This window comes from Tenacibaculum sp. MAR_2010_89 (assembly GCF_900105985.1).
In the GTDB taxonomy this organism is placed as follows: Bacteria; Bacteroidota; Bacteroidia; order Flavobacteriales; family Flavobacteriaceae; genus Polaribacter; species Polaribacter halocynthiae.
Genome location: NZ_FNUB01000004.1, coordinates 436357 through 460655, shown reverse-complemented (window position 1 = coordinate 460655; position 24299 = coordinate 436357). Strand labels below are relative to the sequence as shown.

Annotated in this window: 24 protein-coding genes; 7 read left to right on the top strand and 17 right to left on the bottom strand. The window is 28.5% G+C overall.

Going from position 1 to position 24299, the window contains the following annotated elements; genetic code table 11:
• Positions 1-85: 85 nt before the first annotated feature.
• The gene (locus tag BLV71_RS02935; RefSeq protein ID WP_093869089.1) at positions 86-1396 is read right to left on the bottom strand and encodes a DUF8202 domain-containing protein; all 1311 of its coding nucleotides are present in this window, start codon (positions 1394-1396) and stop codon (positions 86-88) included.
• Positions 1397-1526: 130 nt separating this feature from the next.
• Here BLV71_RS02935 and BLV71_RS02930 point away from each other — a divergent pair, with 130 nt between their 5' ends.
• Complete coding sequence (locus BLV71_RS02930) at positions 1527-2159, top strand: hypothetical protein (RefSeq protein WP_233487190.1); 633 nt, start codon at positions 1527-1529, stop codon at positions 2157-2159.
• Positions 2160-2190: 31 nt separating this feature from the next.
• Here the strand turns inward: BLV71_RS02930 and BLV71_RS18455 are convergent, their stop codons facing one another.
• From BLV71_RS18455 to BLV71_RS02910, 5 genes are all read right to left on the bottom strand, one after another.
• Complete coding sequence (locus tag BLV71_RS18455; protein WP_176974339.1) at positions 2191-2346, bottom strand: hypothetical protein; 156 nt, start codon at positions 2344-2346, stop codon at positions 2191-2193.
• Complete coding sequence (locus BLV71_RS02925) at positions 2339-3781, bottom strand: sodium:solute symporter (protein WP_093869088.1); 1443 nt, start codon at positions 3779-3781, stop codon at positions 2339-2341. The genes BLV71_RS18455 and BLV71_RS02925 overlap by 8 nt, the downstream gene beginning before the upstream one ends.
• Before the next feature lie 157 nt (positions 3782-3938).
• Positions 3939-4565, bottom strand: a complete 627-nt coding sequence (locus tag BLV71_RS02920) for an outer membrane beta-barrel protein (protein ID WP_093869087.1) — start codon at positions 4563-4565, stop codon at positions 3939-3941.
• Positions 4566-4585: 20 nt separating this feature from the next.
• Positions 4586-5275, bottom strand: coding sequence for a hypothetical protein (locus BLV71_RS02915; RefSeq protein ID WP_158530880.1), 690 nt, complete (start codon positions 5273-5275; stop codon positions 4586-4588).
• Positions 5276-5462: 187 nt separating this feature from the next.
• Positions 5463-5828 carry a hypothetical protein gene (locus tag BLV71_RS02910; protein ID WP_093869085.1) on the bottom strand — a complete coding sequence of 122 codons (366 nt, stop codon included), beginning with the start codon at positions 5826-5828 and terminating at the stop codon, positions 5463-5465.
• A gap of 168 nt (positions 5829-5996) precedes the next feature.
• Between BLV71_RS02910 and BLV71_RS02905 the strand changes: the two genes are divergently transcribed.
• The 3 genes from BLV71_RS02905 to BLV71_RS18985 are packed head-to-tail and all read left to right on the top strand — an operon-like array spanning position 5997 to position 7941.
• Positions 5997-6674 (top strand): response regulator transcription factor, encoded by a 678-nt coding sequence (locus BLV71_RS02905; protein WP_093869084.1) that lies wholly within the window; start codon positions 5997-5999, stop codon positions 6672-6674.
• Between the two features lie 53 nt (positions 6675-6727).
• Positions 6728-7774: a sensor histidine kinase gene (locus tag BLV71_RS02900; protein WP_176974338.1), complete on the top strand. Its 1047-nt coding sequence runs from the start codon at positions 6728-6730 to the stop codon at positions 7772-7774.
• Between the two features lie 2 nt (positions 7775-7776).
• Positions 7777-7941, top strand: a complete 165-nt coding sequence (locus BLV71_RS18985; protein WP_143032749.1) for an ATP-binding protein — start codon at positions 7777-7779, stop codon at positions 7939-7941.
• Between the two features lie 63 nt (positions 7942-8004).
• On the opposite strand, the gene BLV71_RS02895 is transcribed toward BLV71_RS18985, so the two are convergent.
• Positions 8005-8634, bottom strand: a complete 630-nt coding sequence (locus tag BLV71_RS02895) for an NAD(P)H-dependent oxidoreductase (RefSeq protein WP_093869082.1) — start codon at positions 8632-8634, stop codon at positions 8005-8007.
• A 264-nt stretch (positions 8635-8898) separates the two neighbouring features.
• Here BLV71_RS02895 and BLV71_RS02890 point away from each other — a divergent pair, with 264 nt between their 5' ends.
• Both BLV71_RS02890 and BLV71_RS02885 read left to right on the top strand, forming a co-directional pair.
• Positions 8899-10182: a DUF2851 family protein gene (locus tag BLV71_RS02890; RefSeq protein WP_093869081.1), complete on the top strand. Its 1284-nt coding sequence runs from the start codon at positions 8899-8901 to the stop codon at positions 10180-10182.
• A gap of 58 nt (positions 10183-10240) precedes the next feature.
• Positions 10241-10978: an SH3 domain-containing protein gene (locus BLV71_RS02885; RefSeq protein WP_093869080.1), complete on the top strand. Its 738-nt coding sequence runs from the start codon at positions 10241-10243 to the stop codon at positions 10976-10978.
• A gap of 75 nt (positions 10979-11053) precedes the next feature.
• Here the strand turns inward: BLV71_RS02885 and BLV71_RS02880 are convergent, their stop codons facing one another.
• The 3 genes from BLV71_RS02880 to BLV71_RS02870 all read right to left on the bottom strand — a co-directional run bounded on the left by BLV71_RS02880 (position 11054) and on the right by BLV71_RS02870 (position 17218).
• Positions 11054-13507 carry an alpha-ketoacid dehydrogenase subunit alpha/beta gene (locus tag BLV71_RS02880; RefSeq protein WP_093869079.1) on the bottom strand — a complete coding sequence of 818 codons (2454 nt, stop codon included), beginning with the start codon at positions 13505-13507 and terminating at the stop codon, positions 11054-11056.
• Positions 13508-13625: 118 nt separating this feature from the next.
• The gene (locus tag BLV71_RS02875) at positions 13626-16448 is read right to left on the bottom strand and encodes a gluzincin family metallopeptidase (RefSeq protein WP_255405093.1); all 2823 of its coding nucleotides are present in this window, start codon (positions 16446-16448) and stop codon (positions 13626-13628) included.
• Between the two features lie 59 nt (positions 16449-16507).
• A complete protein-coding gene (locus BLV71_RS02870; RefSeq protein ID WP_093869078.1) occupies positions 16508-17218 on the bottom strand; it encodes an LOG family protein in 711 nt (236 codons plus the stop codon).
• 300 nt (positions 17219-17518) lie between these two features.
• On the opposite strand from BLV71_RS02870, the gene BLV71_RS18730 reads away from it, so the two are divergent.
• Positions 17519-18946, top strand: a complete 1428-nt coding sequence (locus tag BLV71_RS18730) for an LGFP repeat-containing protein (RefSeq protein ID WP_218131762.1) — start codon at positions 17519-17521, stop codon at positions 18944-18946.
• A gap of 74 nt (positions 18947-19020) precedes the next feature.
• On the opposite strand, the gene BLV71_RS02860 is transcribed toward BLV71_RS18730, so the two are convergent.
• From BLV71_RS02860 to BLV71_RS18445, 7 genes are all read right to left on the bottom strand, one after another.
• Entirely contained in the window at positions 19021-19200 is a 180-nt protein-coding gene (locus tag BLV71_RS02860) for a hypothetical protein (RefSeq protein ID WP_093869077.1), read from the bottom strand.
• A gap of 82 nt (positions 19201-19282) precedes the next feature.
• Positions 19283-20572 (bottom strand): HlyD family secretion protein, encoded by a 1290-nt coding sequence (locus tag BLV71_RS02855; protein WP_093869076.1) that lies wholly within the window; start codon positions 20570-20572, stop codon positions 19283-19285.
• Positions 20573-20764: 192 nt separating this feature from the next.
• Complete coding sequence (locus BLV71_RS02850) at positions 20765-20959, bottom strand: hypothetical protein (protein ID WP_093869075.1); 195 nt, start codon at positions 20957-20959, stop codon at positions 20765-20767.
• A gap of 163 nt (positions 20960-21122) precedes the next feature.
• On the bottom strand, positions 21123-23309 hold the full coding sequence (locus BLV71_RS02845) for a peptidase domain-containing ABC transporter (RefSeq protein ID WP_093869074.1): 2187 nt from the start codon (positions 23307-23309) through the stop codon (positions 21123-21125).
• Between the two features lie 259 nt (positions 23310-23568).
• A complete protein-coding gene (locus BLV71_RS02840; protein WP_093869073.1) occupies positions 23569-23766 on the bottom strand; it encodes a hypothetical protein in 198 nt (65 codons plus the stop codon).
• 91 nt (positions 23767-23857) lie between these two features.
• Positions 23858-24091 carry a hypothetical protein gene (locus BLV71_RS02835; RefSeq protein ID WP_093869072.1) on the bottom strand — a complete coding sequence of 78 codons (234 nt, stop codon included), beginning with the start codon at positions 24089-24091 and terminating at the stop codon, positions 23858-23860.
• 14 nt (positions 24092-24105) lie between these two features.
• Positions 24106-24273 carry a hypothetical protein gene (locus BLV71_RS18445; RefSeq protein ID WP_158530831.1) on the bottom strand — a complete coding sequence of 56 codons (168 nt, stop codon included), beginning with the start codon at positions 24271-24273 and terminating at the stop codon, positions 24106-24108.
• Positions 24274-24299 lie beyond the last annotated feature (26 nt).

Below are 24299 nucleotides of genomic sequence, written 5' to 3'. Positions count from 1 at the left end.
AATTTAGAATAAAAGTACTATTATTTTTTTAGTATTTAACTTTTGCCTTACTCTCTTATTTAAGATAGTGTTTTTTTGTTAAAAGCTAGTTGTTTACTCTATAGGTTATTTTTCTATTGGTTATAACAGTTGTTATTCCAATTCCAATTGTAAAACGATTGTTGTTTGTAAGTGAGTTTACACTATTAAAACTATAAATATTACTTCCTAAATCTGTAGCGCCAGAAATAGGAGTTTCATCATCAAATAAGCCATCATTGTCAGTATCAATAAGTAATCTTAAATTAGCAGTACTAACATCTGTGATCCCTGTTAAATCAAATCTGATATCAATATTACCAACATCAACAGACGCTCCTGAGGTGTTTACTTCACTTACTCTCCATACTCTGTTTAATCTACTTTTAATAATATTAGGAGCGTTTAATCCAGTATTCATTAAAAAAGCATTATTGTCATGTCCCCACATAAAAAATTCATCGTCGTTTAGGTTTGAAGGATTTAAAACTCGAACTAAACCTGTACCTTGAGAATCATTATGTAAATTACTTGAATTAACTCTACCAATACCGGCAACATCATGATCAAAGTTACCTGCTGCTACATCATCTTCGTTATATACATCATTAATAACTGTTATACTTCCAAATTTTGCACTTAAATAATTATCAATAATTATTTTTTGAGCATCATTTACGCGACTGTTGTAAAATATTATTTCAAAAAAATCCCCACTAGCTTCATCAGCGCCACTAGAGTTTCTACCAATTCTATCTAAAGGTATACCAGCGGTTGTAGAACCAATATTAAGGTTTTGATTAGTCCCATTTACCCTTACTTCTAGTAATGATGATCCAGTAGTTTTATGATAGGAAATTATAGAGTTGATACCAAAAGGTGAAACAATACCAGTTGAATAATCAGCAATACCATATCTAGTAAAACCAACTCTGTTTGTGTTTCTCCATTGTTCAACTCTTAATGAAGCTGAAGAGTGGTCAAAAAGAGAGTGTGAATTCCCATTATTAACAGGGTTTGTTACAAAAAAAGTACTTGCATTAGCATAAATTCCTGAAATAGATCCGTTCATAAACTTAGCAGCACCAGTGCTAGCATCAAATCTAGCAGTATTAAATGTTCCAGCTGTATTATAGGTAGGTCTTCTTGTTCCAGATTGTGTGAAGTTATTTGAATTCCCACTAAAATCAGACCAAGTTGATATTAAAGTGCCATTAGCAGGATTGTTACTAATATCTCCATCGGCATTTAAGTCATTGGCTCTTAGCCATACAATAAGAGAGGAAGAACCATCTCTAGCTCCTACACCTCCTGGGCCTGTTTGAGAAAAAGAGGTTATGGTGAAAGAAATAAAAATATAAAATAATTTTTTTTTCATTAAAAAAGAGCTTAACCGTTGATATTTAGCATAAATATACTATCATTTTTTTTAGTTCCTAAAAAATTACTGTATTTTTATAGCCTGGCTATTTTTAGAGATTAAACTCTAGAAACAAAATATTTATTTTATGAAAATAAAAATACTATTTTTTTTCATTTTTGTGTCTTTTTCAGTTTTTGGTCAAATAGATGCTAATTCTTTAATGGGGCTTCCAACTGCAACAAATGCAGAAATGGTTTCACTTACCGGAGTTAGTATTGGTTCTTTGTTATTTAATACAACTGATCAAGAGGTGTATAGGTTTACAAGTACAGGTTGGCAAAAACAAGACGGTAGTCAAAATGCATCTCAAGTAAGTATTGTAACACCAGTGGATGTAAATAATATAACAGGAGAGCCAGGCGCAGGTAATGAAAGTACTGTTGAAGAAGTGGTTCAAGCGATAGCTCCAATAACATCAAAAGCAGCTCGAGTGTTTTACCCACCTTCAATAGCTATTTCTACTGCTAATCCTACATTTACAGTTAATTTATACAGTCAATATACCTTGCAGTTTGCAACACCAACAGCAAAGAGTACTTCAGCTCCAAATGCAATACCTACATACGCAGCAGGAGATTTATATTATTATGTTACTTATGCTGACCCAGCAGTTTTTAGTGGATTATCAATTACAGATGCGGGTGTTCTTACAGGTAATATAATAGGGCAACCAACTGATTTGAATTCGTTAATAAATGTTGTTTTTGTAGTTAAATAGCGATGTTAACTCTTCTTAAATAAATTAAAACTTAATTCTCTTTTTGTTCATTTACTTTTTTAATGATAGACTTTAAACGTTCTTTAGTACGTTGTTTTTCTAAACGAAGTTTATTTTCTTTCTGTTTCATTAAACGAGTATGTTTCGCTTTATTAACAGTGTTTTTTGCTTTTCCTTTTTTAGCCATTTTTTGAAGTTTTAATAGCTAGTAATCCTAGGAAAGTAAGAAGTCCATTTAAAATTAGAATAAAAAATTCAAAATCAAATTTCCATAAATAATTGGTTAGATAGTTTATTTCAAATGCTAAAAATGGAGAAATAATACAAATTAGAGGAACTAGTTTGTCTTTTACATTAAATTTAGTAAATAACCCAAAAGCGTACAAGCCAAGTAATGGTCCGTATGTATAACCCGCAGCTTTAAATATGTTAGAAATTACACTATCATCTGCGATAACATATTTAAAAAACAGAATAGTAACAATTAGTATAAGAGAAAATAATACATGGATTTTTTTACGTGTTTTTTCTTTTTCATGTTCATTCTCTTTCTTATCAATTTCTAAAATATCAATGCTAAAAGATGTAGTCAATGAAGTTAAAGCACTATCAGCACTAGAATAAGCAGCAGCTATTAATCCTAATAAAAAGAATAATGAAGTAGCTAAACCTAATTTACCACTCATTGCAATCGTTGGGAATAGCTGGTCTTTATGGGCATTTATTTCATTTGCTGTCGCATAATCAGTTAATAATATGCCTAATGCCAAAAAGAAAAAGTTAACAACAACTAAAACAATAGTAAACCAAAACATGTTTTTTTGTGCGTCCTTTAAATTTCTGCAGGTTAAGTTTTTTTGCATCATATCTTGATCTAATCCAGTCATAACAATAGCTATAAAGGCGCCTGCAAAAAAGCGTTTCCAAAAGTAATTTCCAGCTTTTATATCTTCGAAAAAAAATGTTTTGGATAGTTTGTTTTCAGCGATGTAAGAAAATAAATTATCTATTTGCATTTCATCTTTAATCATAACAATACATACTCCTACAGCAATTAGCATAAATAATGTTTGTAAAGTATCTGTCCATACAATTGTTTTTATACCGCCTTTAAAAGTATAAAGCCAAATAAGTAAAATTGTAATCGTTACGGTTACCCAAAAAGGAATACCATTAGAATTAAACAAAATTAATTGTAAAACATTGGCAACTAAAAATAGACGAAATGCAGCACCTATAGTTCTTGATAATAAGAAAAAAGAAGCTCCAGTTTTATAGGAGTAACGACCAAACCTATCTTCTAAATAGGTGTAAATAGAAGTTAAATTTAAGCGATAATATAAAGGAAGTAATACTAAACCTATTACAGCATATCCAACTACATAACCTAATACCATTTGCATATAGCTCATTTGTTGGCCTTCAATCCAACCTGGAACTGAAATAAATGTAACTCCAGAAAGTGAGGCTCCAATCATACCAAAAGCAACCAAATACCAAGGAGATGAATTATTTGCTTTGAAAAAAGTAGTATTATTTGCTGATTTACTTGTAATATATGAGATGAAAATTAAAACACCAAAGTATCCTAGAATAAGTAATATAATGTGTAAAGGTTGCATATGCTTAAATTACGAACTACGAATGTACTAAATTTCACATTCGTAATTCATAACTTAACTTACAAACAAATAATTATTTAAAAAAAACACCAGACCCAAGGGGATAAATCTGATGTTAAAGGGAAATAAATAACGGGGCACTGTAATAAATTGACACCTAAAATTTATATGCTAAACCAAAATTTATATGTTCAAAGTCAATTCCGATATTAAACTCATGTGTTGATTCATGTTCACCATTAACTTTTTTTGTTTGGTACTGTAAAGCCCCCCAAAAAGCTTCAATAGCAAAATGTTTGTTGAGAAAGTATGTTATTCCTGGACTTAACCCAATTTTGTAACCATTCTCTTTTATCTCTAAATTTCCATCTTTGCTTTTTGAAGATAAATAGTCAAACCCAAGTTCTCCAAAAATAGAAAACTTATGCCCTGGGGTAAAATCGTATCGTCCAAACAAACCGATTAGTGTATGTGAAACATCAATATTTTTATGTAATGTACCTTCTATAATTTCATTATCTAAACTTAATTTTATACCTCCAGTAAGTGTATTAGAAAATAAATAACCTAGTCTACCAGAGAATTCAACGGCAATGTCTTTTTCATTGCCTTTTGTTTCTGAATCAAAACCAAATAAGGCTGATACAAAAATGTCTCCTTCTTCAAATTCACCTTTTTCATCATAAGAATCATTCTTGTGAGTTTTATTAAGATGATGGTCTTGTGAGTGTATAACTGTAAAGGGGGACACTATACAAATAATTAAGAGTAATTTTTTAAACATGATTTGATTATTTCTATATATTAAAACTTAGTATGCTCATACAACGATGTTATTTTGTTGTAGGCTTTAGTTAGTTTATTTGTTGTTTTATAAATTTCGTTATTACTATACTTCTTACTTTTAAGGTTCTCTTTTTTTAAAGAATCCCAGATAGTTAACGTTTCTGCTATTTTTTCATCTACCATATCACTATCAAAATCTGAAATTAACAATGGAGTGTTTAATGTTTCCATTTCATCGTAAGTCTTTTCTAAGGTTTTTTTCGAGTTTTTATTTATTAAGTTTTTATTTTTAGCTAAATAATAAAGAGCCAATCTTTGGGCAAGCATTCTTTGTCTTCCAGAAATAATAATAACCTTTTTTAAATTCGCATCTCTTTCAAGGAAATTTGCGTTATGGCTTATTTCTTTGTTAGCTTGATTTGCTTCACCAGAGATAAACAGTGCTATTTTTTCAGAAGCGTTAAGTAATAGTGTATTAGTATTAATTATCTTTTTAGCATTTTCATAACTAGGTTTTTTTTCAATAAGTTTTTTAAAATTGTCCCATATGTTTTCAACAGCTTCAATTCTATTTTTAACTAGCGTACTGCTTGAATTATTTTTTAATATTTGATTTTGCTTTTCAAAAATAATTTTACTAGTTAAAAGATCTTTTAAGACTGTTTTATTTTGTGGATTATCTAAAGCATAGAGATAATCTTTTGCCATTCTTTGAATTAACATACTTTGTTTCTCTGAAATGTTAATAGCTTTATTAAAAGAGAGCATACCATATTTGGGGTTAGCTTGCGCGTAAGATTTATTGCTGTTAAAAAGGCTAAGGATTGTTATAAGAAACAACGCAAAGTAACTATGGTAAAAAAAAGGTTTTTTCATTTTATTTTAATTTATCGTATTAATAATCGTCAAGAATTAGTTTTGTAATTTTTTTATTTGGAGATATTCCAATTATTAGTAGTAAAGAGTTATGATCAAATTCGGTTAAAAACCTTTTAGCATCATTATCATCTATCAAAAAGGAAGAAGAGCCCATAATACCAGCCGATTTATGATAATCTTCAATAAAATGTTTCACCTTGTCTAAGGTGAATGTAGTTTTTAAATCAGAAGAAAAAGATTCAAATATTTTTTTGCTATCTTTTAAATTATAGCTTTTTCGTAAATTGGTTATTACTTCTGTATAATCATTTTCAGTCTGAGAATATGATATTTGTGAAAGGAAAAAAAATAGTAGTAATGTTGTTTTCTTTATAATTGCCATATCTATATTTAATAAAATAATAGTGAGTAATGTTAAAATCTTGGCAAAAGTAAATTTACATTCTGTAGAGAATCTGTAGATTTTATAAATGTTTGTTTTTTTTTTAAAAGCTTTATAATCAGAGCTTTTTTTGAAAGAAAAGATATAGATTTGTGTTTTTTTTGAAAGATGAAGATTTTAATTATTGAAGATGAAATTTTATTAGCGGAGGCTATTCTAGAATATTTAAGTAAAGAGAAATATGAGTGTGAATTGGCTAATAATTTACTAGTTGCTAAGCAGAAAAGTTGGGATGATGAGTACGATTGTATTATTGTAGATATCAATCTTCCAGATGGGAGTGGGTTAGATGTAATTACTCAAATTAAAGAGATGAGGTCTAAAGCTGGAGTTATTATTGTATCCGCTCGTAATTCTATCGATGATAAAATTAAAGGATTGGATATTGGGGCTGATGATTACCTTACAAAACCATTTAATCTTGCAGAGTTAAACGCAAGAATAAAATCAATCCTTAGAAGAAAAAAATTTGAAGGACAAAATTATATAGTATTTAAAGAAATTATACTATGCCCAGATGAAAAATGGGTAAAAGTTAATGGTAGTAGTCTTAAGCTTACTAAAAAGGAATATGAATTGATGTTATATTTTATGTCAAATATTAATAGAGTGATACCTAAAGATGCTATAGCGGAGTATTTATGGAAAGACATTATGGGAAGAACCAACTCATATGATTTTATTTACTCGCAGTTAAAAAATATTCGAAAAAAAATAGAAGCTAAAAATGGTAATAATTATATTCAAACTGTATATGGCTTAGGTTATAAATTTTCTGATCAATGAAGTTAAAATTACTCAATTTTTCCAATCTATATTATTTTATAGGGTTGTTTATAATGTCAATCATTGGAGCTTCGTCTTCTTATATTGTTTTTAAAAAAACAATATATAATGAATTTAATAAGAAGTTATATGCAGAAAAAGAAGAGCTAATAGAGGAGCTTTATAGTCATGAAAATATACTAAGTACCTATAGTTTAAATATAGGAGATAATATTTATATAAAAAAGGTAAAGGAAAATCCTAAAATAGAAACAATTGTAAAAGACACTATTTTATATAATAAGTTTTATAAAAAAGAATTGAACTATAGAAAAATTATTTTTTCTAGTGAGGTAAAAGGCCAGTTTTATGTTTTAACAATAGCAAAATCACTACTTTCTACAGAGTATTTATTAAAAGGGATTACTGATATTATAATTTTCGTCGGAGCTTTATTTTTCTTAACGATGTTCTTTATAAGTAATGTTGTGTTTAAAAAAATATGGAAACCATTTTATAGTACATTAGAACAAATAAGGAAGTTTAATGTTAAAAAACCTAACCCGTTATTTTTTAAGAAAACGAAAGTAATCGAATTTGAAGAGCTAAATACGTCATTAGATTTAATGGTAAATCAAGCTGTTAAAGACTATAAAAACCTCAAAGAGTATACCGAAAACATATCTCACGAAATTCAAACACCGTTAGCAATTATAAAAAATAAGGTAGAGTTATTAATTCAAGATTCTAATCTTACAGAGCATCAGTTAATAGCGCTTAATAATATTTATAAATCAACAGATAGGTTGTCTAAACTTAAAGAGAATTTGTCTTTTTTATCTAAAATAGATAATAATCAATTTATTGAAACTTTAGAATTAAATGTAGCTGATTTTTTACGAGAAATAATTAGTAATGTTGAGGAGTTAATTCAAATGAAGAATATAAATTTAAAAATGAGCTTAGTTGAGGGATATAAGGTTAAAATAAATGAGGCATTAGCATATACTTTGTTTAATAATTTAATAATTAATGCTATAAAACATAATATAGAATATGGAGAGTTAGAATTAGTTTTAAATAAGACAAGTTTAATTATAAAAATACTGGAGAACCGTTAAAAGTGAATGAAATAGAATTATTTGAGAGATTTAAAAAATCAAGTATTAATAAAGACTCTACAGGTTTAGGGCTTTCATTAGTACAAAGAATCGTTGAGTATTATGGTTTTTCCATAAAGTATATCAATAAGAATAACAGTCATATTATAACACTTAATTTTTTATGAAAAAAGCCCTCTTTAAATAAAATATTTATTATTTGAAGAGGGTATACTGGGGTGATAATTGATTTATAAATCAATTATCATGTTTTCTGTTTTTTTACGAACTTTTTTTAAGTCTTTCATGTAATCATCTTCAGCTCTAAAACCTACAGGTAGAACTAATACAGATGTTAAACCATATTTATCTAATTCTAACACTTCATCATATTTTTCAGAAATAAAACCTTCCATAGGACAACTATCTATTCTTTCGTTAGCTGCTACAGTCATTAAATTACCTAAGGCTATATATGCTTGATTTTTATTCCATATATTTAATTCTTCTTGAGTTTTTGAAGCTATTGAATTAGTTAGCATTTCTTTGAAAGGAGTCAAAATTTCATCAGGGGTATTTCTAATGCTTTTAACTAAGGAAAAATAGTTGTCAATGTCATTTGTAGTATATTCTTTTTGAATACATATAACTAAAACATGTGATGCTTGAGCTACTTGAGGTTGATTCCAAGAATGTTCAACTAATTGTTGTTGAATGTTTTTATTTTGGATAACCACTAATTTAATAGGTTGTAATCCATAAGAGGTAGCGGTTAAGTTAAATGCTTCTTTTAAAGTGTTTATTTGAGTCTCTGAAAGTGACTTATTTTCGTCAAATTTTTTAACAGCATAACGCCATTGTAAATTTTCTATACTATTCATTTTTATATTTTTTATGATACAAAATTACTATAGAAATAAGAATTATAATACAAAAACGATTGTTTAATTTTATAAAGCTATTGTTTTAATCATTTATAATGAAGATGGATTACATTGATTGTTTAAGAGAGGAGTTTTAAAAGTTATACATGTTGGTGTTTTGTTCTTACTTTGTTGTTTTTTATAGAGTTAAAATTGAAAAAACATTAATTGTTTGATTTTTTTATACCTTTAATCAAATTAAATTGCTAATTAATTGTTTTTATGAAAGAAGATTTTTTACACTATGTGTGGTTGCACATGTTATTTAGTACTCACAAAATAACTACTACTAATAGCGAGTCTTTAAATGTTATAAAAGTAGGAATGCCAAATACAAATTCAGGGCCTGATTTTTTAAATGCACAACTTCAAATAAATGCACAAACTTGGGTTGGTAATGTAGAAATACATGTAAAATCATCTGATTGGTATTTACATCAACATGAGTCAGATGAAAATTACGATGCAGTAATATTACATGTCGTTTGGGAACATGATTCAGAGGTTTTTATGAAAAATAATAAGCCCTTACCAACGTTAGAGTTATGTAATTATGTAGATAAAAATTTAAGTGATAATTTTTTGAATTTAGTATCAAAAAGTTTGAAATGGATACCTTGTCAAAAGCAAATTTCTACTGTAGATAGTTTCTTGTTGAAAAATTGGATGGAAAGGTTATATTTTGAAAGGCTAGAGGCTAAATCAATTTTGGTTAATCAACTGTTAGAAGAATCTAATAATGATTATGAAGCTGTGTTATTTAAATTACTAGCTAAGAATTTTGGTTTAAAAGTAAATGGAGAAGCGTTTTTCAAATTAGCAAGATCTTTTGATTATTCAATTTTGAGAAAAACTTGTTTTGATGAATATATTTTAACATCATTATTATTTGGGCAAGCTGGTTTTTTAGAAGAGGATATCCAAAATAAATACTTTTTAGGGTTGAAAAATGAATATGAATACTTGAAACATAAATATCAATTAAAATCGTTAAAGAAAAATCAATTTCAGTTTTTTAGAATGCGGCCTGCAAATTTTCCAACGATTCGATTTGCACAGTTAGTAGCATTAATGCATACCCATCAAAACCTATTTTCTAAATTAATGAAGTGTAAAAAACTAAATGAGTTCTATGATTTGTTTTTAGTTGAAATCAATAATTTTTGGAAAGAACATTACACTTTTGAAACAAGGAGTAAAAAATCATCTAAAAGGTTAACTAAGTCATTTATTGATTTGTTAATTATTAATACAGTGATTCCGTTAAAGTTTGTTTTTTTTAAGAGCAGAGGAGGAGTAAATGAAGATGACATATTGAATTTAATAAAAGAATTGAAGCCAGAAAAAAATAGTGTTATCAGTAAATTTTCTGAATTAAAAATAACTTCAGAAAATGCTTTTGAAACGCAGTCCTTGTTAGAACTTAAAAATAATTATTGTGAGAAATATCGTTGTTTGGAGTGTGCTATAGGGAATGACTTGTTAAGAAATAATGATATATTATAAAATCATTTAATCTGTTCTTTTTGTAAAACTCATATATTTGTTATAAAATTTACTAAAAATGAAAAAACTATTTATTACAATTGTTTCATTGTCTATTTTATTTATGAGCTGTAAAGGAGGCGATAAGTCGGAAAAAACAGCAGAAACAGCAACGGAAGAATCAGAAGTGAAAACAAGTACAGCTATTTGTTTACTTGATAAGTTGTCTATAAGAGAAACTCCTTCAGCAAAAGGAAAATGGATAACTTCTATGAGTTTAGGAGAAACTGTTACTTTTACTGAAGAAGAAGAAACTGATGCAACAACAAAGAAGTTGTATTACAAAGTAAAATTAACTGATGGAAAGGAAGGATGGACCAGAGCTACTTTTTTAGCAGTTAATGGAAAAGTTGGAGCTATGTTAGAAGAAGCAAGTATGTATAAAAGGCCAGATTTACTTACTAAAACTGATAAAAAATACAGTGTAATGGATATTATAGCTATAACAGAGAATAAAGGTGATTGGATGAAGGTTAAAGGCCGTAGAGCGGAGGGAGAGTATATTGAAGAAGGTTGGATAAAATCATCTAATATATCAAATGATGAAATAGATATAGCTACTGCTAAATTTGCCAGGTCAGCAATGTCTAAATCAACAATGACGGAAAGAATCAAAGCATTAGAAGAGGTTATTAATAATCAAGATTTATCTTCTTCAAAATTTATTAATGTTTTGAAAAGTAAAATTGCTGATTACAAAACAAAAAATGTAGCTATCGATGTAAAAGATGTTAAGGTAGAAGAAGTAGCTAAATAATATATAAACTTAACTAATAAAAAAGCGTTTTTAGAAATTTCTAAAAACGCTTTTTTATTATGTGTAAATCTTTGTTTAGTAAAGACTTTTGAATTTTTCAGGGTTAGATTCATGCATAATTTCATACACCTTTTCAAATACATCTTCTGCAGATGGTTTAGAGAAATAATCTCCATCAGTACCATACGCAGGTCTGTGAGCTTTAGAAGTTAATGTTGCAGGTTTACTATCTAAATGTTTATATCCATTTTGAGTTTCTACAATTTCTTGTAATAAATAAGCTGAAGCTCCTCCAGGAACATCTTCATCAACTACTAATAACCTGTTTGTTTTTGCTATTGATTTAACAGTGTCATGATTTAAATCAAAAGGTAATAAACTTTGAGCATCAATAATTTCAACACTTATTCCTACTTGAGCTAAATCCTTAACAGCTTCTTCCACAATACGAATAGTAGATCCGTAAGATATAATAGTAATATCTGTTCCTTGTTTAATTGTTTCAACAACACCAATTGGGGTTTTAAAATCTCCTAAATTGGTAGGTAATTCTTCTTTTAAACGATAACCGTTTAAGCACTCTATTACTAAAGCAGGATCATCACCTTCTAATAAGGTATTATAAAAACCTGCAGCTTTAGTCATGTTTCTTGGAACTAAAACATGAATACCTCTTACATTATTTATTATTCCTCCCATTGGAGAACCAGCATGCCAAATACCTTCTAAACGATGTCCTCTAGTACGGATAATTAAAGGAGCTTTTTGTTTACCAAAAGTACGGTAACGTAGCGTAGCTAAATCGTCACTCATTATTTGTAAAGCATATAATAGGTAATCTAAATATTGAATTTCAGCAATTGGTCTTAAACCACGCATAGCCATTCCAATACCTTGCCCTAAAATAGTAGCTTCTCTAATTCCAGTATCAGAAACACGGAATTCACCAAATTTTTCTTGTAAGCCTTCTAATCCTTGATTTACATCTCCAATGTAACCAGCATCTTCACCAAAAATTAATACTTCAGGGTGCTTTTTTAAGATTGCATCAAAGTTATCACGCATAATAACTCTAGCATCTACTAGTTTTTCTTCGCTAGTATATTCAGGAGCTATTTCAAGAATATTACCGGTAGCCATTTCAGTTTCACTCATTAAATGAGAAGAATATTTTGAATAAGCTTCTTGTAAATATTTTTTAATAAAATTTTGAAGTTCTATTTTTTCAGAAAAGTTTTCATCTTTTAAATATCGTAATGTTTTACGAGTAGCTACTAAAATATCTTTTCGAATAGGTTCATTAATTGTTTCTAAATCATTTTTTAATTTAGAAATAAATGTACCATTACTACTTTTCTCAGAAATTCTAGTAAGTAAGCTGATAGCAGTTTTTGTTTCAGCTTTTATTTCACCAGTAAAAGCTGCCCAAGCATCTCTTTTAGCTTTACTAACTGATTTTTTAGACTCTTTTTCTATATTTATTAAATCTTCTTCAGAATCAACAAATTTTAATACTTTGCCATCCTCATCTTGTAATTCAAACTCTAAAATCCATTTACGCATTTGAGTAACACAATCAAAATCTTGTTCCCATTGTAAACGTTCTTTAGATTTATATCTTTCATGTGAACCAGAAGTTGAATGACCTTGAGGTTGTGTTAATTCTTTTACATGAATTAATACAGGTACATGCTCTTCTCTAGCTATTTTAGAGGCTTTGTTGTAAACATCGATTAATTGTACATAATCCCAACCGTTAACAACAAAAATTTCATATCCTTTATTTTTAGTATCTCGTTGAAAACCTTTTAATATTTCTGAAATACTTTCTTTAGTCGTTTGATGCTTTGCATGAACAGAAATTCCATATTCATCATCCCAAACATTCATAACCATAGGGACTTGTAATACTCCAGCAGCATTAATAGTTTCAAAAAACAAACCTTCACTAGTACTAGCGTTACCAATAGTACCCCAAGCTACTTCATTCCCTTCATTTGAAAATGAGGTGTGATTTTCTAAGCCTTTAACATTTCTGTAAATTTTAGAAGCTTGAGCTAATCCTAATAAACGTGGCATTTGACCAGCAGTAGGAGAAATATCTGAAGACGAGTTTTTTTGAGCAGTTAAGTTTTTCCATTCACCATTTTCGTTTAATGAATGTGTTGCAAAATGACCTCCCATTTGACGTCCAGCAGACATAGGATCTTGGTTAATATCAGCATGAGCATATAAACCCGCAAAAAATTGTTGAGCAGTTAATTCTCCAATAGCCATCATAAAAGTTTGATCACGGTAATACCCTGAACGGAAATCTCCATTTTTAAAGGCTTTAGCCATTGCTAATTGTGGAACTTCTTTACCATCACCAAAAATTCCGAATTTTGCTTTTCCTGTCAACACTTCTCTACGACCAAGTAAACTACACTCTCTACTAATACGAGCAATTTTGTAATCGTTTAGTACTTCTTTTTTAAAATCATTAAAAGAAAGTTTTTGAGTATTAGCTATTTCGGTACTTTGCATCATAAGTCATCAAATTTAGGAACGGTTACAAAGATAGTTTTTTTAATTGAATTTTAAAAATCAATCTTTTTATTGAATATTTCTCAATAAAAAGATGAAATTTGAAGTATTTTTGAATATTCTATAATAAACCTCTTCGTATAAAATTATAAATCCTATCAATATTAGTTGTAATTACAAATCTTATTTTTGAAGGATATGCAGATTTATTTATTTCCCAACCTTGATTTGTATATATAGGGAAGTAAAATTCAAAGATATTAGGGATAAAATTAATTTTAATTCCATTTTCATAGAAAAACTCAGGTGATTGGTTTCTGTTTTTTAACATGGCAATATCATTATAAACCTGAGTCCATTTCCAAATACTAACGCTAGAATTCGCAGCTAGTATAAACTGATTAGCTGTTTTTGGGGTATTGTATTTTGATTTAAATCCTGCATCAGAAATAACAAATTGTTGGCTAAAAAGCCCAGAACTTTCTGATCTTCCAAATAAATTATGCTCAAATAAGTAATCAGAGCTTCTGTTTAATCCAAAACTAAAATAATCACCAATAGAATTATTGGTAATAAACATTCCGCCAAAAAAACGAAAATCATAACTTTTGTCTGAAGCAAAAAACTTACGATACCTCACATCAGTAGATAACTTTGTAAAGTTATTACCCAATTCAAAATTAACTGCATATTGAAGTCTTTTAATAATATTAGGTTTGTTGTAGATATATCTAAAGTTAAGAACTTTGTACCTATCCCTTTCGGTGATTTCAGCTCCAGGTTCTACTTCTTTATTAATATAAAATAATCGAGTAGTCAAAAATTTTGACCCCACATCTCTTAGTGTTTTTCTTCTAAAAGAAATACTTACAAAAGGGGCTAGTGAGTTATAACCTAATTCAGGAGCATAATGAAAATTACTACCACTAATACCGTATCTGATTTTATAGATAGATGAATTTTGCATAAAATGATCATATCCTATAGAAAAAGCTCCCGTAAAGTTTTTGCTTTTCGTACTATAGTTTGGAGTTATTGAAAAGTTAAAATTATGAGGAATAATTGGTTGGTTGTTTATTTTAATTCCTAAAATGACTCCGTCGTATAAATTATATTTAAAATCAGGTTTATAAAAAATTTGATTGTAGTAGGGGTCTTCAACATCTTTTAAAAATCTTAATTGAAAAGGTTTACTCAACAATTTATTATCTGTTGTTCTAAAGTTGTTAAGAGAATTATATTCAGGATAAATATTCTCATAGTTTAAGGCTAGTTTATTAAAATTTCCTTTTTTAACTTTGATAGTTTTTGTTGAATCAACATTGGTAATCCATTGTTTAAACTTAATTTTTTTCTTATTAATACCGTATAGAGCTACTGGAGCCGAGAAATTTCGTTTATTTTTTATTGTTACAAGTAAAGAGTCTTTTTGTTGGTTTTCCTTTACAGAAGTAATTTTATAATCTATTTTTTTTGTTGTTTTTAAATAATCAGTATAAAACCAATTTAAGTCTTTCTTGGTGTTATTTTTTAAAATAGATTTGAAAGAAGTACTTGGTGCTGTTTTTAAGTGATTTTTGAATAAATATTGTTTAATAGATTTTTGAAAAATACTATCGCCAATAAAATCTTGTAAATATTTAAAGCCTAAGCCTATTTTGTATTTACTAACTATTTTTCTGTTAAAGTTCGATAAAGAGTCAGCTGGTGTTGATAATGATTGGTCATAAAACCTTCTAGCGCTAAATTGATATACAAAAGCAAATTTATCACCTTGTTTAAGTTTACTTATATTATAAAATTTTAAAGGCCAGTAATTTGAATATTTACCTAGAATCGTTGTTTTAGGATGATGCTTTTTTAAATACTCCATCATTAAAAATGTTTGTAACCCATCAGAAAACCAATAGTCATTACGTTGATTATGAAGTAAAATATCATTAATATATTTAGAACTTAAGGCTTTAAAAAAGTTAATTTCCCACCTAAAGTTTTTAGGAAATGGTTTAAGCCAACTAGGTAGTCCATATATTTCATGTAAAGAGTTTTTATTAATAGTATTAGCATCAACAAAAATTTCTGTATGTGGGTGCTTACCTATATAACTTTCTATAAATTGAATTTGTTTTGTAATAATACTAGTAGTAGTTTTTAATGATATATTCTTAGTATAAGCATCTGTTTTAATTTCTTGAGTTTTTGTTTTAAAAGATTTGAATTTTTTTCCCTGATTGATATGCAGAATAATATCTTTCTTTTTATTACCAACTAGGTGGTAACTAGTAGTATTTTCTTTTTTAATTTCAGATTGATATAGGTTACTTTCTAAAGTGTATTTCTTGGGTATTTCTATTTTAATAACATAATTAGCAACATCTTGGTATAAATCATCAATATTCAAATTACTCATAATGTGCCACTTTTCATTGTATATGGCTGGAACTATTTGCCAAAAGCGTAAATGATAACCCATTTTAGTTTTTCCATAACCAGTAAATTTAGCACTCGGAACTTTGATAGTGTACATAATAGAAATTCTGACGCTATCTTTTGGTTTTAAAGGTTTTTTTAAAGATACTTCAATGATATCTGAATGGTTTTCAAGCTCTTTAAATGGAACTTTTAGGTAATTAAGAGTTAGATTTTTAATTTTAGAATAGCCCTTTTCTTTTTTTTTGGAGAAATAAAAATCTTTTTGATAATCTTCAATGAAGCGTTTTCCTAGAGGAGTGTTATTGTTTTTAAAGCTATTAGCCCAATTGTGTAGAAATATTTTTTTTAGAGGAGTGTCCGATTTATTGTAAAAAATTATTTTTTGCTGAATATCTAATGTATTAACACTATCATTTAAACGTATTACTGATTTTATTGAATTTGTTTGCGCTATACCTATAGCGCAGTTTAAAATGAATAAAAGAAAATAATAAAAAGAAGTGTTTTTCAAAATACCAAAAAATAAAAACTCGTTACATAGGTAACGAGTTTTAAATATAGTTTATTTTTTTAGAAGTTAGGCTTTAATTCATATTTAGCATAGAATTTATTAAAATGTTCAACGGCCTCATCTGCTGTATCTACAATTCTAAATAAATTTAAATCTTCAGGACTAATATTTCCCTCCTCAATAAGAGTGTTTTTAACCCAGTCAATTAATCCGCTCCAGAATTTTTTACCAACTAAAACAATAGGGAAACGACCTATTTTTTTAGTTTGAATAAGAGTGATAGCTTCAAAAAGTTCATCTAAAGTACCAAAACCACCAGGCATAACAACAAAACCTTGAGAATACTTTACAAACATAACTTTTCTAACAAAAAAGTAGTCGAAATCTAAGCTTTTTCCTTGATCAATCCAAGGATTATCATGTTGTTCAAAAGGTAACTCTATATTAAGTCCAACAGAGGTACCTTTTCCTCTATTTGCACCTTTATTACCAGCTTCCATAATACCAGGTCCACCACCAGTAATAACACCAAATCCGCTTTGTGTTAATTTAAAAGCAACTTCTTCAGCTAATTTATAATATGGATGATCAGGCTTTGTACGTGCAGAACCAAAAATAGATACACATGGTCCTATTTTACTAAGTTTTTCATATCCTTCAACAAATTCTGCCATTATCTTAAAAATGGCCCAAGAGTCATTTGTTTTTACTTCATTCCAAGTTTTCTGTTGTAATTTTTCTCTAATTTTTCTATCGTCATTTGGACTCATACTCATGTAATTTTTAAATTTAATTTCTTTCGAAGAAAGCCTGCTAATTTAGTGTTTTTTGTTGTTATACATTGATAATGATAAAATAATTTATAGTAAAAATTTACTTCTAAAATCAAAGAACAATAGTAATCGTTATCTATGGTGACTTAATTTAGAGTTTTACCTATTGCTTTTTGAGGTTATTGAATGTATAAAAAATAGTATTTAACATGTTTTAAAACAGTGTTTTATGTTTTTTTTAAGGCGATTTTGATGCTTGCTTTGTAAAACAAAAAATTAACTTAAAATAATTTAAAAATGCAAAACAAAATAAGTTATTCATCAGTAATGAATATAGTAGATCATGAAACTTTCGGATCTAATGAACGAAGAACTGTTAGAAATTCAGGGATATTTCTTTTAGATAGTTCAAAAAAAACGAATCAACTGTTTTTCATGGGGAAATGTGGAGGAGAAGTTCGGATAGAACTAACTATTAATTTCCAACAAAATACAAATGGTACATTATCAATTAAAGAATCAGCAAAACTTTACGAGGGAGCTTCAACTAATAGTAGAGATTTAGATGGTAAGGCTTCAAAAAATACACTTGTAGGTATAAATGAAAATAAAACAATATCATTTAGAGTTAGAAATACTGATGAAGGAGGAGATTATGCTGATATTACATTACAGGTGTCAAATGTAGTGATAGATGAAACTGATTGTGAAAATAGTATTAAGGCAAAAGCACAAACATTGGGGAGTGGTTTTACAGGAAGTGCTACGTCAAATATTAATAGCCCTACATCAGTAAGAGGAGGAAAGAGAGTAACTTTTCAAAAGTGTGACATTTATTGCTCTTCACAAACAGGACCTCATGAAATACATGGAGCAATTAGGCAAAAGTATAATTCTGTTGGAGGTCCAAATAATGATTTAGTTATACCAGCAACCGATGAAACTACAACTCCAGATGGAAGGGGGAAGTTTAATCATTTTACTGGTAATGGAAGTATATATTGGCATCCTACAACTGGTCCAAAATTAGTTAGAGGAGGAATTCGTCATACTTGGGCTAAGACAGGCTGGGAGAGAGGTACTTTTGGTTATCCTACTTCTGATGAAATTAGAATTGATCCAAGCAAAGTAGAATGGTTTAGCGATTTTCAAAATGGAGTTATTTATTGGGCAAAAAATAAATCAATAAAGCCTCATACAGCATCTTTAAGCGGTGCAAAAGTTAGAAAAATGTTTGAGAAAATATTTAAAGAAAAAGCAAAGGATCAGAAAGATTTAAATGTTGAATCTGTACGTATTTCAACCGTTAGTGATACTGGGTATGATTTTACACGTAGTAAAAATAGAAAGGTTACTTTCAAAATTAGCGGTAATTATGAGAGTGGTATTTTTTTTATTCCTAATCCTTCATATACAATAACGTTAAGAATTGCTTTTGAGAGTGATAAAAATCCAGATGGAAAAGTAGCATGTACTTTAAAAGCAAGATTAGATCATTGGCATATCCATACATCGGGAGTAGGGCATGATAAATTATTAAAAGGATTAAAAAAAGCAGTTTTAGAGGGGTTTAATAAACCTTTTGAATTAGGAGATGTACCTAAAAACACAGGTTTTTTAAGTTTTAAAGTGATGAAAAATGGAGGGATAAAATTATATTTTAAAGGTGATGTATTAGGAAGTTTTGCAGCCTTAGTTGCGCAAAAAAAGCTTGATAAAATGTAATAGATTTGTTTATTAAATAATTAATATATAAAAGAGTTGGCTTTAAACCAACTCTTTTTTAATTAAAGCTTTTCTTAACAAGAAACACCTTCTCCAGCTATATAATGACATCTTCCTGCTATTACTATACATGAAGTTTCATTTGTTGGAGGACAAATTGGATTGTTATAACAACAAATAAACCTTCCTCCATTAATTTGTTTTTGTTCAATTCGATTTAACGTTTTACCTAAGTTTAAAATTTGTTTTTTCATGATTAAAAAATTTAGAATTTAGTAATCCTTGATCATTTTAAGACACCCAAGGTTTTGTCTATTCTTCGCGAGAGAATTTCTTTTATTTAATAATATTTTTAAGTTGATAGAAAAATCGTTCTATCAAACGTAAATCTTCAGTTATTATGTTAGCTGTACCTTTCATCTCTTGCCTAAACTCTATGTTTTTATCATAAGTAGTTTTTAAATCTTGAGGCAACATTACATCTATTAAATAATTTCCTTCCGCATCTGCTATTGGAGATATTGATTTCACCTTTCCATTAAGTTCTCCAAATTCATCTGAAGGATAATTCAATAGTTGTATTTGTACTTTTTGGCCTTTTTTTATTTTCCCTGAATTTGCTGCAGGTGCTTTTATTTTACCTATAAAAGAATCACTTTTTTCGGGAATTATTGTAAATATTAAATCGCCTGTTTTTACAGTTTGATTTTCACTCCAGAATGTTAAAAATGAAACTTTTCCATTTATTGAGCTAGTTAAAGCGTATTGCTTAAGCCAATCTTTTATTGCTTTTTGTAAATATAAAAACGACTGAATAGCCTTTTTCTTTAAACGAGTGTCGTTTTGTGTTTTCTTAATAGTAGTTCCTACTAAGTTTTTCTTTGAATTATTAATAAACTCTCTTAATTGAGAAATTGAACTTTCTGAATTTTCATATGCCCTTCTCGATTGTAATATTTCTATTTCCTTTTGCTCTTTTTCTTTAGCTGAAATAACACCTTCGTTAAACATTTTTATACTTCGTTCTAAATCTTTTTGTTTTATTTCTAGTTCTTTTCTGCTAAACTCTCTTTGGGAACGTAAAATTTGTAATCGTTGTTTAGCTTCAATAACAGTCATCCTGTTAGCAAAAGATTCTGATTTGTATGGTGTTAATTCTTTATTTAAAACATATTCGGAATATTGATTTTCAAATTGAGAATAACTGGTTGTAATATCTCCTAATAATAAAGGAGGTAACTTATCAATGGGAAAAGAAAAAATTTCTTTTTCTTTATTTATTGTATCTGTAATACTTTTTAATAATAAAACATCTTTATAAGAAGCACTATTTTCTATGACAGCTAATACTTCATTTTTAGTTACTTTTTTCCCTTCATGTGTTAAAAAAACTTCAAATTGGCCAGCTGATTTTGCATAGATTTTCTCTGGGGGAAAAGAAGTAGTTACCATTACCTCTGTTGCTATTACATCAGGATATTTTACAAACCAAGAAATGAACAATAACATGATAATTAATAAAAAAAACAAAGTGTTTCCCCAACGAATCATCCAATTAGGCACATAACTTAATATTTCTTGTACTTCTTCACTTCGTATTTCTATGTCTTGATTATTTTCTGGCATATATTTAAATTTTAATCAATACAGATTCTTATATGAGAACCTGTATTGATTTTTAATAGTTTAATTATTGAATTGTAATTGCTTTTTATTTCACCTAATTGTAATAAAACACCTAATTATTTTAGTTTGGTTAGCTGTCGGAATTTTACTATTTGTAAGGAATTATTGTTATAAAAAACAATTTTTATTCTTTTATAAACAACATTGTCCGTTAACTATTGTACCTCTGTTGGCACCACCCATTCCATTTGGAACAGCGCAAGCGTCTCCATCTTCACAGTCAAAAGCACAGAAAAAGAAAGGAGAGCAAGCTCTTCGTCCTCCATTAATTTGTTTTTGTTCAGCTTTGTTTATGGTTTTTCCTAAATTTAAAATTGATTTTTTCATTTTAAAAAGATTTAATTGATTTATTAAACCCTTGATCATTTTAAGACATTCAAGGTATATGTCTATTCCTCGCGAGAGAATATTTTTGTCATGACCAATGGAGTGATCTAATTTTAAAGAGATAACTTCGTTATTTCATTCCTCGTTATGACGTTTTTATATTTTATTTACCTAAATCTAGTTGATTTTTAACTAGGTGATGGTAGCTTCCTTTTAATGCTATTAATTCCTGATGTGTTCCTTTTTCTATAATTTTTCCTTTTTCTAGCACTACTATTTGATGCGCATTTTTAACAGTACTTAATCTATGTGCAATAACTACTGCGGTTTTATTAGAGAAAAACTCATTCAGTTTCCCCATAATTACTTTCTCATTATTTGCATCTAATGCACTAGTCGCTTCATCAAAAAACAAAAACTTTGGATTTTTATATACTGATCGTGCAATTAGTAATCGTTGTTTTTGCCCTGTACTAAGCCCGTTTCCTTCACTACCTATTTTTGTGTTGTATCCTAAAGGTAAACCCTCTATATAATCAGCTATATTGGCTACGTTTATAGCATGTGCTAATTTCTCCTTATCTACATAATCCTCTCCAACAGCGATGTTTTTTGCGATGGAATCATTAAAAATATACCCCTCCTGCATTACTACTCCACAGTTTCTTCTCCATTCTTTTTGAGAAATATTTTTTAAATTAAAGTTTCCTATACTTATATCTCCAGTATCTACTTGGTAAAAACCAAGTAATAATTTCATTAAGGTTGTTTTTCCACTTCCACTAACCCCAACTATAGCAGTGGTTTTATTGGCAGGAATTTCTAAGGATAAATCTTTTAATACAGGTTCCAAACCTCCTGTATATCTAAAAGATATATTGTTAAGTTTTATAGGTTCTTTTTCTGGGATATGAGTTACTTTTTCATCTTCAGGCTTTTCCTCATCTTCCATATTATGAATTTCTCCTAATCTATCGATAGATATTTGTGCATCTTGCACATCTCTCATAAAATTGATTAATTGAACAATAGGACCATTTAATTGCCCAACGATATAACTAATAGCCATCATCATACCTAAAGTAATTTGCCCATCAATTACTAATTTGGCAGATAAAATGGTAATGAACATATTTTTTAATTCATTGATAAAGTTTGATCCTACACTTTGGGTTTGTTCTAATGCTAAACTTTTGGTAGCTACTTTAAATAAACGAGCTTGAACATACTCCCAGTTCCAACGCATTCGTCTTTCTGCATTATGAAGTTTAATTTCTTGCATTCCATTTATCAGCTCAATAACTTTACTTTGTTCTTGACTAACTTGTGAAAATCGTTTATAATCTAGTTCCTTCCTTTTTTTGAAGAAAAACAAAACCCAACCAAAATACAAAACACTTCCTAAAACAAATACGCCAAATATTTGTAGGCTATAAAACCCTAAAACTAAACTGAAAATAATAAGGTTAAAGAATGAAAATAACACCGTTAATGAAGAGGTAGTTAAAATTCGTTCTATACGTTTGTGGTCATTAATCCGTTGTAATAAATCTCCAGTCATTCTTACATCAAAATAAGAAATAGGAAGTTTCATTAGTTTGATAAAAAAGTCAGAGATTAACGAGATATTAATACGAGTACTTAAATGCAATAAAATCCAACTACGTATTATTTCTAAAGAGGCTTTTCCTACAAATAAAAATAGTTGTGCAAATAATATTAAATACACAAAGTTAAGATCTTGATTTTTTATACCAACATCAACCACACTCTGTGTTAAAAAGGGTAAGATTAATTGTAATAAACTACCAGCTAATAACCCAATAATAAGTTGGATGATGAATTTTTTATATTTGAAAAGATATTTGAATATAAATGAGAACCCAAATTTTTCATCTTCTTCAAATTCTTCTTGATAAAACCTAGGAGTAGGTTCAACTAGTAAAGCTATTCCTTCTTCTGTATTTTCATCAGCATTGTTTCCTATCCAATGTTGAATAAACTCTTCTTTAGTAAAAGTAATAAGTCCATGAGCAGGGTCCGATACGTATACAGTATTTTTCTTTATTTTATAAAGAACCACATAATGGTTTTTATTCCAATGAATAATACAAGGTAATGGAGCTTCTCTAAGTTTGCTAAAAGCAAGTTTAATTCCTAAAGATTTAAACCCCATAGATTCAACTGCCTCACTCAAACCTAATAAACTACTTCCCTCTCGGGTTGTTTCACTTAGTTTTCTTAGTTGTTGTGTGTTGATTGTTTTACCATAATGCTTTGCAATTATTTTTATACACGTTGGGCCACAATCTTTTGCCTCGGTTTGCTTATAATTTGGAAATTTCTTCAAATGAAAAATTTAATTATTTTAATAGTTCTCTTCTTAAATATAAAGTGAAAACTTTTTATGTTCTACATTTTAATAGCTCTATTTATCGTAGCAATTTTTACATCTATAAATTAGGAAGCCGTTGCAATTTAATCCTTTATATATACTTATACAAGAAGTTAATTTTTTATTGAATAATTTGATTTTCACATAAGATTTAAATAAAAGTTATGTGAAAATCATTTTTTTGTAATTATAGGTGTCTTTTAAATAAGTATTCTTAAAAAATTAATAAAGAGCCATCACATAAAAGCCCGCCTGAATTTGGAGCTCCAAAAAGTTGACAAAATCTTGAAGTATTACAGCAAGCTCCTGGTCCGCAATCATTATGTGTATTACAATTTTTTTTACCTCCATTAATTTGTTTTTGCGCTGTTTTATTTAAAGCACTTCCTAAGTTCAAAATTGATTCTTTCATAAATAAAAATTTTAGTATTGTTAATAAGAGAATGATTATAGCACTCATTTTTTGTTAAAATAAAAAAAGGGCTAAATACAGCCCTTTTAAGTTAAAACATTGGTATTTCTCCAAATGGTACATCTTCAAAAGGTAATTGCCCATTGCATAAACCTTGACCATTATTTGCAGCTCCACATACTCCACTACTTGAAGTAGGAGGTGATTGACAACATTGGTTAGCAGGACACTGTGCATGGCTTGTACAGAATTTTCTACCCCCGTTAATTTCTTTTTGCTCTATTTTATTTAAAGCATTTCCTAAATTTAAAATTGATTTTTTCATAATTTGTTTTTATTTTAACTACAATACCATCCATTATTACCTAAAGTACATGTTTGTGGAAAAGTACAAACTACTATTGGTCCATCAGCATTACAGATGTATTTAGGACGACGCCCTCCGTTAATTTCTTTTTGCTCTACATTATTTAAAGCATTTCCTAAGTTTAAAATTGATTTCTTCATAATGATGTTGTTTTTGAACTTGTTTT